The 12750-nt window shown below is 68.9% G+C and carries 12 protein-coding genes and 1 pseudogene; 3 read left to right on the forward strand and 10 right to left on the reverse strand.

Annotated elements, in window-relative coordinates:
* The 6 genes from ACK42S_RS10180 to ACK42S_RS10205 all read right to left on the reverse strand — a co-directional run.
* A partial coding sequence (locus ACK42S_RS10180; protein ID WP_409706578.1) for a histidine kinase dimerization/phospho-acceptor domain-containing protein occupies nt 1-1207 on the reverse strand: 1207 nt, incomplete at its 3' end.
* Nucleotides 1208-1232: 25 nt separating this feature from the next.
* Nucleotides 1233-2768: a B12-binding domain-containing radical SAM protein gene (locus ACK42S_RS10185; protein ID WP_409706581.1), complete on the reverse strand. Its 1536-nt coding sequence runs from the start codon at nt 2766-2768 to the stop codon at nt 1233-1235.
* Between the two features lie 29 nt (nt 2769-2797).
* Nucleotides 2798-3538: a response regulator gene (locus ACK42S_RS10190; protein WP_409706584.1), complete on the reverse strand. Its 741-nt coding sequence runs from the start codon at nt 3536-3538 to the stop codon at nt 2798-2800.
* Nucleotides 3539-3753: 215 nt separating this feature from the next.
* Complete coding sequence (locus ACK42S_RS10195; protein ID WP_409706587.1) at nt 3754-4209, reverse strand: MaoC family dehydratase; 456 nt, start codon at nt 4207-4209, stop codon at nt 3754-3756.
* Between the two features lie 10 nt (nt 4210-4219).
* Entirely contained in the window at nt 4220-4837 is a 618-nt protein-coding gene (locus ACK42S_RS10200; RefSeq protein WP_409706590.1) for an AAA family ATPase, read from the reverse strand.
* Between the two features lie 522 nt (nt 4838-5359).
* Nucleotides 5360-6112 carry a sulfite exporter TauE/SafE family protein gene (locus tag ACK42S_RS10205; protein WP_409706593.1) on the reverse strand — a complete coding sequence of 251 codons (753 nt, stop codon included), beginning with the start codon at nt 6110-6112 and terminating at the stop codon, nt 5360-5362.
* A 49-nt stretch (nt 6113-6161) separates the two neighbouring features.
* Here ACK42S_RS10205 and ACK42S_RS10210 point away from each other — a divergent pair, with 49 nt between their 5' ends.
* The gene (locus ACK42S_RS10210) at nt 6162-6593 is read left to right on the forward strand and encodes a DUF1841 family protein (RefSeq protein WP_409706596.1); all 432 of its coding nucleotides are present in this window, start codon (nt 6162-6164) and stop codon (nt 6591-6593) included.
* Between the two features lie 6 nt (nt 6594-6599).
* Here ACK42S_RS10210 and ACK42S_RS10215 read toward each other — a convergent pair whose 3' ends face one another.
* Nucleotides 6600-6791, reverse strand: coding sequence for a heavy-metal-associated domain-containing protein (locus tag ACK42S_RS10215; protein WP_409706599.1), 192 nt, complete (start codon nt 6789-6791; stop codon nt 6600-6602).
* A gap of 140 nt (nt 6792-6931) precedes the next feature.
* Between ACK42S_RS10215 and ACK42S_RS10220 the strand changes: the two genes are divergently transcribed.
* Both ACK42S_RS10220 and cueR read left to right on the forward strand, forming a co-directional pair.
* Nucleotides 6932-9328, forward strand: coding sequence for a heavy metal translocating P-type ATPase (locus tag ACK42S_RS10220; protein ID WP_409706602.1), 2397 nt, complete (start codon nt 6932-6934; stop codon nt 9326-9328).
* Nucleotides 9325-9756: a Cu(I)-responsive transcriptional regulator gene (gene cueR, locus ACK42S_RS10225; RefSeq protein WP_409706605.1), complete on the forward strand. Its 432-nt coding sequence runs from the start codon at nt 9325-9327 to the stop codon at nt 9754-9756. The genes ACK42S_RS10220 and cueR overlap by 4 nt, the downstream gene beginning before the upstream one ends.
* 114 nt (nt 9757-9870) lie before the next feature.
* Here the strand turns inward: cueR and ACK42S_RS10230 are convergent, their stop codons facing one another.
* The 3 genes and pseudogenes from ACK42S_RS10230 to ACK42S_RS10240 all read right to left on the reverse strand — a co-directional run.
* Nucleotides 9871-10824, reverse strand: coding sequence for a hypothetical protein (locus ACK42S_RS10230; RefSeq protein ID WP_409706608.1), 954 nt, complete (start codon nt 10822-10824; stop codon nt 9871-9873).
* A gap of 24 nt (nt 10825-10848) precedes the next feature.
* Complete coding sequence (locus tag ACK42S_RS10235) at nt 10849-12327, reverse strand: hypothetical protein (RefSeq protein WP_409706611.1); 1479 nt, start codon at nt 12325-12327, stop codon at nt 10849-10851.
* Nucleotides 12324-12750 (reverse strand): annotated as a pseudogene (locus tag ACK42S_RS10240) (hypothetical protein); the annotation flags it as partial. The pseudogene ACK42S_RS10240 and the gene ACK42S_RS10235, both read right to left, overlap by 4 nt.

The raw sequence follows: 12750 nt of genomic DNA on the forward strand, positions 1-12750 counted from the left end.
CGGGGACCTGGTAGAACTCCTCGAAGATGCGCGACTGTTCAGACTCGGGAATGCCCACGCCACTGTCCCAGACCTGCAGCAGCAACCGCTCGCCACGCTGCCGGCAGGCCACCAACACACCGCCGTCCTCGGTGTAGCGGATGGCGTTGGACAGCAGGTTGCGCAAGATGCGGTCCACCAGCACCGGGTCGGCGTGGGCCATACGATGCCCGCCGCGGAATCGCAAGGCCAGGCCCTTTTCGAAAGCGGTGGGTTCGTAATGCAGCCGCAGGCGGGCAAAGAGATCCTGCAGCCGGAAGTGCTGGGGCGACACCTCCACCGCCCCGGTGTCGATCTTGGTGATGTCCAGCAGTTCGGAGAACAGGCCTTCGAGCGCATCGACCGAGCTGTTGATGCTGTTGACGAGCTGGATCACTTCCTCGTCGCGGCTCTTGTTGCGCAGCGCCTCGGCGAACAGCCCCAGCGCGTGCAGCGGCTGGCGCAGGTCATGGCTGGCAGCGGCGAAGAACTGCGTCTTGGCCCGGTTGGCCACCTCGGCCTCCTGGCGAGCGGCATCGGCCGCGGCCTTTTCCTTGCGCAACTGTTCGAGCAGATGCTCGGTCTGCAGCTTCAGTTCGATCACGCGGTCCATGGCCTGGCGGTAGTTGCGCCCGAGCAGGGCCGTCATGCCCATGGCCAGCAGCAGCACACCAGCGAGCTCGTAGCTGTACAGCGTGTGCTCTGCGGCGATGCGGGCGATCGTGGGCAGGAAACACAGGCCGAGGAAGGTCAGAAAGGCCCGCTGCTGGTCCGCCAGCACCGGCACCGAGGCCACGCAGTAGCTGTACACCGTGATGATCAGACCGATCTGCTGGATGCTGCCGCCCGCCCCGTAGAACAGCCACGCCGCCGCCCCCCACAGCGCGCCCGAGGCCAGCACGCCGGCCAGCCACAGGCGCCGCCAGCGGGCAAAGTCGGTGTCGGAGCGCAACTGCAGCGCCCTGAATCGGGCGGCGATCCAGGCCCGGTAGATCCACACCGCGGAGAACCCCAGGCACCACAGGATGAGCGCCGCCGGCGCGGCAAAGCCCGCATACAACAACACGATCACGATGGCACCGATCAGGTTGCCGACCAGACTCGACGACGTGTAGGTGTAGAGGTTGCGGACGTGGTCCGGGAGTTCGGGGTCGTGGGCCCCCAGGGGGCGCGCAGCGCTACGGGACATGGGCAGGGTCGAAGTCGGGTTCATCTCAGGCCGTCACGGCACTCTTGCGAAGGGCTTCCAGGTTGAACACCTTCTCGTGCCGGCGCCAGCCCGGCAGCACGCGGCCTTCCTCGTCGGTCACGAGCGTGGGGCTGCAGATGTCCAGTCGTTGGGCTTCGGAGTCGAAATCGTCGCGCTCGAAAGGCACGGTCTCCGGCGGCAGGGTGTCGGTGCCGGCCATGAAGGTGCGGCCCGGCACGGGGTCGAAGTTGGTGACCCACATGTCGCCCAGGTCGAGGGCCGCGGCCGTCCACGAGCCCCGCCGCAGCAGGCGCGGCAGGTCGTCGGCCAGCTTGGCCAGACGTCTGGGCGGCGCATAGATGCGCCGCATAGTCTCGTGGTAGGCCGCGAGGAAGGCATCCAACGGCGCCTTGTGCGGCTGCAGCACCAGCGTGTAGGCGCTGAAGTCGTAGAGGTTGGCGTTGGGCAGGAACAGGGGCTGCGGGCTGGCGGCCATGCGGTCGAAGAAGGGCGTGCCGGGGATGGGCGTCTCGAAGGACACGAAGCTCGGCACGTGCAGGCCGCAGGCGTCGAGGTGGTCGGGCAGCGAGCGGATGTAGGCCTCGTCGTCGTGCACGGGACTCACGATGAGGCCGGCGATCACCAGGATGCCTTCATCCCGGCTCTGGGCAATGGCCTGGGCCATCTTGCCGATGTTGTTCTGCGGCTTGGTGATGTCGGCCAGCGTGTCCGGGTTGAAGGTCTCCAGTCCGACGAACACGGCCCGGCAACCGCAGTCGTACATCAGCTTGAGCAAGTCGCGGTTGGCGATGACGTTGAAGGTCAGACAGGCCCCCCACAGCACGTCCAAGGGCTTGAGCGCGAGGCACAGCTCGCGAAACCACCGCAGGTTGCCCGCCAGGTTGTTGTCGTAGAAGACGATGAGCCGGCGCTTCCAGCCGGCCACGCCAGCCTCGCGCAGCGCCGCCTGGCCGGCCAGGATGTCGCGCACCACGGTGTGTACCGGACGCAGCGCATGGCGGGTGCCCACCGCCGTGAGGGCGCAGAAGTCGCAGGCATAGGGGCAGCCGCGGGTGGCTTCCACCGACAGCGGGAAGACCTGCTGGCGCGCCACCGGGGCGATGCGCGGCACGGGCACGCGATCGGCGAAATAGCCGGCCGAGCGATACACCGGCTGCAGACGGTTGGCGCGGGCATCCTCGACCACGCGCCCCACGGTGTCTTCCGGGTCGCCGATCACCACGGCATCGAAGTACGGCGCGCACAGGTGCGGGTAGGTGCCCGCCATGCTGCCCCCGAGCACGGTGCGGGCCCCGCGGCGCCGGTAGTAGTGGCTGATCTGGCGGGCCCGGTCCCAATCGGCATGCACACACGACAGGAAGACGAGGTCATAGGTCTTGGACCAGTCCGGATCGTCCCAGGTATCGTTGACGATCTCGACTTCGCACCAGTCGGGCAGCAGGCCGGCGATCAAGGGGCCGATCTGCGGCTGCAGGCCACCGCGATGGTGGCGGCCCTTGCGGTGGTAGTCGGTGAAGACGGAGATGATGGCGACGCGCATCGGACGCACCCGGGGAGCAGGATGCGTCTTCAGTGCTGCGTCGCACGCCAGGCCTGGAAGCTGCCGTGCTGCCGGCTCATCTGGCTGACGGCCAGCACGGCCTGGGTGCGCGAACTCACGCCGAGCGCACGCAGCACCGCGGCGACGTGGTCCTTCACGGTCTCGACGGACAGACCGAGTTCGCGGGCGATCAGCTTGTTGGGCTGGCCTTGGAGCAGCAAGGCCAGCACCTCGGCTTGGCGGGGCGTGAGGCCCAGCGAAGCTGGTGAGGGCACGCTCTGGTAGCCGCCCCGCTCGGCCTCGCCGCTCACCGTGCGCAGGTAGCCGTCGGGCTCGGTGTCGCTGTCGGCCGACGCGGGGGTGGCTTCGGTGTTGCGCCCCAGGGTCATCGGCGGCACATAGATGCCGCCGGACATCACCACCCGCAGGGCCTCGAACAGGGTCTCGTTGGAAGCCCGCTTCGGCACGAAACCCATGGCCCCCAGGTCGATCGCGCGGATCACGTCGGACGCGCGGTCCGAGGCCGAGACCACGACCACGGGCAGCGCCGGGTAGGCCTGGCGGAACTCGCTGAGCAGGTCGAAGCCGCTCGCATCGCCCAGGGCCAGGTCGAGCATGACCAGGTCGAAGTTGGCATCGCGTTGCAGCATCTCGCGGGCGGCACGGCCGCTGCCCACGCCCTGGACCTCGACACCGTCGCCCAGGCCCTGGATGACCGTCTGCAACGCCGACAGGATCAGCGGATGATCATCGACCAGCAGGACTCGCATGCCTTATCCCCTCATGGAAACACCGGGCCGCCCCAGGCGCCCTGCCCCATGCGGGGCGGATCGGGCCGGACCGGCAGCACTCGCGGCAACAGCCGGCCGCCCGCGTGGCGCGAAGCGGCCTTCGTGGATTATTGATCCGCGACAGGCCGCAATGCTAGTGGACGCTCGCTGGCAACGTCACCCCCAAAGGGGGGAGGACAGGCATCGGCGCAAGGTCAGGGATAGCGCCGGCTGATCGATTCGGCCACGCACACCGGCTTGGCCGAGCCTTCGCGTTCAACGGTGGCCTCCACCGTGAGCTGCACCCCGCCGTGATCGACGGGTTCGAAGGCCAGCAGCCGGAAGTGGGCCCGCAGCCGGCTGCCCACGGGCACCGGCGCGGGGAAACGCACCTTGTTGAGCCCGTAGTTGACACCCATGCGCACCTGGCGCACCTCGAAGCCGGTGGCAAAGAACAGCGGCAGCAGGCTCAGCGTGAGGAAGCCGTGGGCAATGGGGGCACCGAAAGGGCCGGCCCGGGCGCGCTCGGGATCGACGTGGATCCATTGGTGGTCGCCGGTGGCTTCGGCAAAGAGGTTGATGCGCTCCTGGTCGATGGTGATCCAGTCGCTGATGCCGATGGTCTGGCCCACCAGGGGGCGCAGCTCCTCCAGGGTCTCGAAGACTCTCATGCGTGTTCGCTCACAGTTGCAGCCATTGAATCAGGGGCTCCCATTGCTGCAGGTCGCGCTCGACCCGGCCGGGGGCCACGTCCCACAGTGTCAGGCCGCGTGCGGCCAGGTGGATGTAGATCTGGGTGTCGCGCAGGTAGCCGAGCGCCGCCACCTCGAGCTGGGCCACGAAGGCCCTGAGCTGGTCGGCCGCGATCGTGTGCTCGCGCACCCGCATGCCGACCACGCCCACCTTCACGTGGCCAGACTTGCGATGTGCCAGCACCTGGTCGAGGAAGCCGCGGGTGGCATAGATGTCGAAGATGCTGGGCTGCAACGGCACGATGATCTGATCGGCCAGCTTCATCACCTCGTCGAAGCGCCGGCCGTGCAACCCGGCAGGGGTGTCCAGCACCACATGGGTCGTGCCCTTGGGTGGACGCACGATGTTGTCGTGCGCCACGTCCCAGCCGGCGATGGGCCGAGCCGTTTGCGGCCGCAGGGCAAGCCAGGTGCGGGCGGACTGCTGGCGGTCGACGTCGCCGAGCATCACCCGGTGTCCCTGCGATGCGACATAGCCTGCGAGGTTGGTCGCGATCGTGGACTTGCCCACGCCGCCTTTCGGATTGGCCACCACGATCACCGGCATCGCACCCTCCGTCTTCGGGTTGGTATTCGGCTATGTTAGCGGCCATGTCCTCGATCCTTGTCCTGGCCGCGCATCCGCGCCTGCAGCTTTCGCAAGGGACGCGCCGACTGATCTCCAAGCCGCCCGCCACGAGGCGGGCCCGGCCGTCGCGGTGCGCGACCTCTCGGCCCTGTACCCCGACGCCCCCCCGACGACCTGATCGATGTGGCGCGTGAACAACAGGCCCTGGCCGCAGCCTGACTCATGGTGTGGCCCCACCCGATCCGCGGGTCCGGCATGCCGCCGCTGATCAAGCGGTGACGGGGACGAGGCGCTGACCTTGGGCTGGACCTACGGCCGCGGCGGACAGGACCATGGCAACGCCACCCGTCTCGGCCTGTGGCGCACCACCGGTGCCGAAACGCACGGGTGCGGATGATCGCAGTGGACGACGTGGAGCAGAGCCTGGCCATCGCCGATCTCGCGCGGCACCATGGGAGCATGTCCCCCACCCGCAGGTGCCGGCCCGCGTCCGCAGAATGGTCAGCGCAAGCCGTCCCAGAGCAGCTTGCCGCCGGTGAGGAACATGCCGGCGTACACGAGCCGGTAGAACCCCCGCTGCGGCACCCGGTGCACCAGGCGCACGCCGAGCCACACGCCCAGGGGCGCAAAAGGCATCAGGGCCAGGGCCGTGACCATGTTGCGCCAGTCGATCAGGCCCAGCCAGGCATACGGGATCCACTTGGAGGCGTTCACCGCCGCAAAAAACACCGCCATCGTGGCCGAGAACACCACCGGCGACAGGCGCAGCGGCAGCACATAGGCATTGATGGGCGGCCCGCCCGCATGGGCGACGAAGCTCGTGAAGCCCGAGGCCACCGCCAGCAGCCGGCCCAGCCACAGCGGCGGCGGCGGGGCATCGGCACGCGGCGGGAAGAACAGCCGCTGCGCCAGGAAGGCGAGCGTGAGCGCCCCCACCACCGCAGCCACCAGGCGGGCCGACAGCACACCGAACAGCAGCGTGCCCACCACCGTGCCCAGCAGGCCGGCCGGCAGCAGCGCCCGAATGAGCGTCAGGTCGACATGGCGTCGGTAGGCGGTCACGCCCAGGATGTCCATCACCGCCAGCAGCGGCAGCATGATGGCCGCGGCCTGGGGCACGGGGATCGTCAACGCCATGATCGGCACGGCCAGCGAGCCGAAGCCCGAGCCGAAGCCACTCTTGGACAGGCCCATCAGCAGCACGGCCGGGATGGCCGCGGCGTAGAACCAGGGGTCGGTGATGAGCCAGGGCATGGGCGGAATCTCGGCTGCGCAGGCCGGCAAAACGGGGGACAATTGTCCGATGTTTGCGCCCACCCAACACGATGTGCGGCGGTTCTTCTGCGAGACCTTCCGCAAGGAACGCGCCGGCGAGCCCCTGACGCCGATGGAGGCGATGGCCGCCGACTGGATCAGCCAGCACCCGGAATACCACCCGGATCTGGCCGATGCGCAGGCCGCCGTGGCGGCCAGTTACGAGGTCGAGGACGGGCGCACCAACCCCTTCCTGCACCTGGCGATGCACCTGTCGATCAGCGAGCAGACCAGCGTGGACCAGCCGCGCGGCATCCGCCAGGCCACCGAGCTGCTGGCGCGCCGCCTGGGCTCACTGCACCAGGCCCACCACGAGGTGATGGAATGCCTGGGCCAGATGCTGTGGGCCTCGCAGCGCAGCGGCCTGCCGCCCGATGGCGAGGCCTACATCGACTGCGTGCGCCGGCGCGCGACGCGCTGAGCCGGATCAGCTCGCCGGATAGCCTTCCTCAGCCAGCGCCTGGCGCACGGCCTCGAGCGGCTGCTGCGTCTCGATTCTCACGCGCTGGCTCGGCAGGTCGATCTCGACCTGTGCCTGCGGGTCCAGCTTCTGGAGGGTCTGCGTGACGGTACGCACACAGTGGCCGCAGGTCATGTCCTTCAGGGTCAGTTCGATCATGGCAAGGCCTTGTCGGTGGTAGAGATGACTTCACTTTAGACTTTGCCATCATGTCAAGGTCAAGCCCGAAATTCGCGCTTGACCTTGACATCAGGTGAAGGTCTACGCTGACGTCATTGTTCACTTCTCCCAGCCTTGCCATGACCACCTACACCTTGCCGATCGACGGTATGACCTGCGCCACCTGCGCGGGCCGCGTCGAACGGGCCCTCAGGCAACTGCCGGGCGTGGAAAGCGCCAGCGTCAACCTCGCCACCGAATCGGCCACCGTGCAGGCACAGTGTCCCCTGCCCACGCTCGTGAGCACCGTCCAGGCCGCCGGGTACGACGTGCCGCGCCACGAGCGCCTCCTGCGCATCGAAGGCATGAGCTGCGCCAGTTGCGTCCACCGTGTCGAAAAGGCCCTGATGCGGGTGCCGGGGGTGATCGAGGCCCATGTCAATCTGGCCGCCGAGACCGCCACCGTCACGGCTGTGCAAGGCGTGAGCGACGCCGCCCTGCTGGGAGCCGTGCGCGACGCCGGTTACACCGCCCACCGGCCCGACGCCGCCGCCGTGCCGGCGGCCACCCCACGGCGCGGCCTGAGCGAAGGCCAGGCCGTGACGCTGGCGGCCCTGCTGTCGCTGCCGCTGGCCGCGCCCATGGTGGGCGACTTCTTCGGCCGGCACTGGATGCTCGACGGCGGGCTGCAGTGGCTGCTGGCCACCCCGGTGCAGTTCTGGCTGGGTGCCCGCTTCTACCGCGCCGGCTGGAAGGCCCTGCGCGCCGGCACGGGCAACATGGACCTGCTGGTGGCCCTGGGCACCAGCGCAGCCTACGGTCTGAGCGTCTTCCTGCTGCTTGCCGGCGACGGCGGCATGCCACACCTGTACTTCGAGTCGGCCGCCGTCGTGATCACCCTGGTGCTGCTGGGCAAGTGGCTGGAAGCGCGCGCCAAGCGCCAGACCACCGAGGCCATCCGCGCGCTGCAGGCCCTGGCCCCGGAGACAGCCCGCGTGCGGCGCGGGGACGAGGAGCGGGAGCTGCCCCTGGCCGAGGTGGTGGTGGGCGACATCGTGATCGTGCACCCCGGCGAACGGGTTCCGGTGGACGGCGAAGTGCTCGAAGGCCACAGCCATGTCGACGAATCGCTGCTGACCGGCGAGAGCCTGCCCGTGAGCAAGGGGCCGGGCGAGCGCGTGACCGGCGGCTCGATCAATGCCGAAGGCCGCATCGTGCTGCGCACCGTGGCCGTGGGCGCCGAGACCGCGCTGGCGCGCATCGTGCGACTGGTGGAATCGGCTCAGGGCCACAAGGCGCCCATCCAGCGCCTGGTCGACCGGGTCAGTGCGGTGTTCGTGCCGGTGGTGGTCGGCATCGCGCTGATCACCGTGCTGGGATGGGGCCTCGCCACGGGGGATTGGTCCGCGGCCACCCTCAACGCCGTCTCGGTGCTGGTGATCGCCTGCCCGTGCGCGCTGGGCCTGGCCACGCCGGCCGCGCTGATGGTCGGCACAGGCATCGCCGCGCGCCACGGCATCCTCATCAAGGATGCGCAGGCCCTGGAAGTGGCCCATGCGGTGGACACCGTGGCTTTTGACAAGACCGGCACGCTCACCCTGGGCCGGCCGGCGCTGGTCTCGATGCAGGCCGTGCCCGGCATCGGCGACGACGAGCTGCTGGCCTGGGCCGCGGCGCTGCAATCGGGCAGCGAGCATCCGCTGGCCCGTGCGGTGCTGGACGCCGCCGCCCGGCGCTCGCTGCCCCACCCCGCCGCCGAAGGCGTGCGCGCCCTGCCCGGACGGGGCGTGGCCGGCCGCGTGGGCGGGCGCGAGTTGGTGCTGGCCAATGCCCGCGGCCTGCAGGAACTGGGGCTGGACGCCTCGCCCCTGGCCGGCCCGGCCCTGGCGCTACAGACCCAGGGCCGCACCGTGTCCTGGCTGGCCGAAACAGCGCCGGTGCCCCGTTTGCTGGGCCTGCTGGCCTTCGGCGACGCCCTCAAACCCCAGGCCCGCGAGGCCATCGCCCGGCTGCATGCCCAAGGCATCCGCACGGTGCTGGTCAGCGGCGACAACCGGGGCAGTGTGCTGGCCGCCGCGGCGGCGCTGGGCATGAGCGATGTGCGCGCCGAAGTGCTGCCCGAAGACAAGGCGCGTGTCATCGCCGAACTCAAGGCGCCTGCCGAGGGCGGTGCAGCGCGGCGCGTGGCCATGGTGGGCGATGGCCTCAACGATGCCCCGGCCCTGGCCGCCGCCGACGTGGGCCTGGCCATGGGCACCGGCACCGACGTGGCCATGCATGCCGCCGGCATCACCCTGATGCGCGGCGACCCGCGCCTGGTGGCCGATGCCATCGACGTGTCGCGCCGCACCACGCGCAAAATCCGCCAGAACCTTTTCTGGGCCTTCATCTACAACGTGGTGGGTCTGCCGCTGGCGGCCCTTGGCCTGCTCAGCCCGGTGATCGCCGGCGCGGCCATGGCCTTGTCCAGCGTGAGCGTGATCAGCAATGCGCTGCTGCTCAGGCGCTGGAAACCGTCCGCCAGGAGTGCGTCATGAACATCGGCCAGGCGGCGCAGGCCTCAGGGGTCAGCGCCAAGATGATCCGCCACTATGAAAACCTGGGGCTGCTGCCCCGGATCGCCCGCACCGCCTCGGGCTACCGGCAGTACGACGACGCGGCCGTGCACACCTTGCGCTTCATCCGCCGCTCGCGCGACCTGGGCTTTGGCATCGAAGAGATCCGCACGCTGCTGCAACTGTGGCGCAACCGCCGGCGCGCCAGCAGCGAGGTCAAGCGCATCGCGCTGGCGCATGCCGCCGACCTGCAGCAGCGCATCGAGGCCATGCAGGCGATGAAGCGCACGCTGGAGCAGCTCGCCGCCCACTGCCACGGCGATGACCGGCCGCAGTGTCCGATCCTCGACGACCTGGCGGCCGACGGGATTCCTGCTCACTGCCCCATGCCGAACACACGCTTTCGGTGAGAACAAACGCTGCCGCAGGCCCAACCTGCAGGTGCCAAGCCCCGGCGCCCCAGGGCGGTGATGCGCCATGCACAGGCCGAGGCCAGCTTGCGCGCGGGCCAGGCGCAGCAAGCTTCAATCGTCTTGCCGCACATCCCACTGCCAAATCGTCAGGCCCCAGTCGGCGTGCAGGTCCGGCATGATCTGGCCGGCCTGGAAGTGGCGGCGGCTGTTCGCCTTGGCCGGCGTGAACCACCAGCCCGTGCGCGGGCAAGGCGATCCGGCGTCGCATTTGAGGCGCAGCGCCGCCTCCCCGGTGGCCGGCATGGGATTGTCCCCACCCTCGTCGGCCACGCGCTCGACCAAGGTCCACAGCGTGGGCTCGCGGCGGCTTCGCGGGCGAGCGTCTTCAGGGTCTCGCAGCAGCTCCTCGGCATTGATGCACATCTCGGCATCGATGGCCTTTTGCCCCTCGATCAGCAAGGCGGCCGCGGACGGGCCGTTTTGCGGCAGGTAGATGCCGTTGCGCGGCACCTTCTCGCCAGTGCGCACCTGCACCTGCGGATTGAGGCGGTACACCGGCCAACTGGCCGGTGCATTCAGCGGACCGCGCGCATCTTCCCTGTATCTGAAACTCAAATCCCCAAAAGCCCAATTCCCCTGCTCGGTATGCGCGATGTTGGAGGCCATCTCGCTGGCCAGCCGTTCGGCTCGATCGTACTGGTCTTGAAAAGGCTGCGGCATCCACTCGATGCGGTAGTCGCGGCTGATGGAGGCGACGGTCGTCTCGACGTTGCCCGCGAACCCCAAGCCGTCCAGATCGCCATGCGAGATGCGGATGTAGCCGTCGTTCAGGCCGGCCAGCGCCCACTGCATGTTGGGAATGACGCGCTCGCCCCACACCGCATCGGGCTGCTGGTGCAGCGGGCGGCTGCGGTAGTCGGGCGGAATATGGCGCATGAATTCAGCGAGCGCGTCTTCGGCGGCCTTGACACACTCGGCGAAGTGGTCGCGCATCTGGCCGAAGTACTCCAGCGAGCTGTAGCGCTCGAGCAGGTAGATTTCTTGCGGAATGAGCGGAATGGTCATGGTTGGGTTGGTTTGGCTTGGGGTTCAGTTCGCTTCGAACCAGTGGTGTTGCAAAACGGGCACGCCCACCAGATCGACCTGGAGGCCGCCTTCGTCATAGCCCCAGCCGGTGAACTGGCGCGGCCCCAGGTGCCCGCGCTGGAGGTCGGCCGGGTTGACCACGATCTGCTCGGCGCCGCCGTCGAGCCAGTACAGATTGCCGTGCTCGTCGGCCTTGACAGGCACGCCGTTGCGGTCTTTGAGTACTTGGGAGGCCGTGGTGCCGCGCCACACCGGCAAGCCCTTGCCAGGCGGCACGGTGTAGGTGACGAATTCGCCATTGTGGTTCCAGTGGCGCCACACGGCGAACTTCTGGCGCCACTCGGGCTTGCTGAGCAACTGGTCGAACTCTTGCTTGGTCATCCAGCACAGGCTGTTGTCATTGCTCTTGGGGTCGAGCACCCGGTACAGCACCGTGCCCGGAGGCAGCACGTCCGGGCGCACGGTGTGAAAGGTCTTGAAGGCTTCATTCAATGGGCGCGGCGCGTTCTTGCTGATATCAAAATGCCCCGGCGGCACTTTGGGCGCTTCTCTCAACGCTTGGAACTTGGCTTTCTTGCCCACCGTGACCCATTGGGGCAGGTTCTTGCGCAGCGCCTCGATCTCGGCGTCCAGGCTGAAGCGATGGAAGTGGTGCACATTGAGGTTGTCGGTCTGGGCCCGGTAGTTCAGCCGGTGTTCGACGTCGAGACGCTGCGCCAGGCGGCCGAGCCAGTCGTGCACGGGTTTGAGCGCCAGGGTCAGGCCACGGTCGGCCTGGCCGCGCGCGCGTTCGAGGCGCTGCACCAGCCGCACGGCCTTGCGGGCCAGCTCGTCGCCGCCCCAGCGCTGCACCATGCTCAAGAGCTCTCGTGCAGGCCCCAAGGCGCTGTCCAGCGCCGCCAGCAGACGGCTCTTTTGCACCTGCGCATCGAGCTTGCGCACTTGCTCGGCCAGGTAACGGTAGGGCTGGTCGATGCGCAGCGCCGCCAAGGCGCGGCGCACCTCGGGGCGGGCCAGGTGGTCGTTGAGCTTGGCGATGCCGTGTTCCATGTAGGGCTTGGTGGCCTGCCACAGGTCGCTGTCGAGCGCGCCGCGGCCGGCGTGGTGGATGGCCTTGCGCGCGTAGGCGAACAGAACTTTCAGGCAGCCCTTGGCCAGACTGCCCAGCAGCGGCACCAAGCCGATCAGGGTGAGCGCCAAGGCCACCCAGGCCCCGCGGTCTTCGGGATCCTCGTCGATCTTCTTGCAGTTGGCCACGACATCGCGGATGTCGCACAGCTGATCGACCAGCGGGATCATCGAGATGACGGTGCCGGTGACCACCTGGGCGGTGCTTTGCTCTTCGGCGAAATCGCCTTGCAGCACCACCCAGATCCACTGGGCGGCGGCGCTGAGGTCTTGCCGGGCGCTTTGCAGCCAGCGCGCCGGCGCCGCGCGCAACCACCCCAGGGCATTTTCCAGGTCCTCCCAGGTGGCGTTCATGGCTGGCCCCCGAGCTTGGTCTGTGCGGCGGCCACTGCCTCGGCGAGCGCCGGCCAGGGCGGCTCGGGGCTGGGCGTGCGCGGCTCGTACTCCACGTGCAGCGCGCGCGGCGGGACGTTGTCGTGGTGCGCGCGGCCTTGGGCGTCGAGCCGGCCGGCGATGACGGTGTGGCCTTCGAAGAAGATCTTGTAGCCTTGGCCGGCCATCGCTTCACCGTCCGACCCGGTGTGAGCGATGGCGATCCAGTTCGGCGGCCGCTCGGCAAGCTCTTGCGGCAAATGGGGCAAGAGCGCCGGCTCGCTCAGGCCCGCCCCCCAGTCATGGGTGGCAGCATGCACGGTGAAGGCGCCCGGGCAGGTGAAGGTGATGTGGGGGCCGTCGAGCACGATGCGCGCTGCGCCCGAGGCCAGCTCGATGCGCTCT

Origin of the sequence: Caldimonas sp., from assembly GCF_046289365.1 — a bacterium.
Lineage (GTDB): Bacteria > Pseudomonadota > Gammaproteobacteria > Burkholderiales > Burkholderiaceae_C > Caldimonas.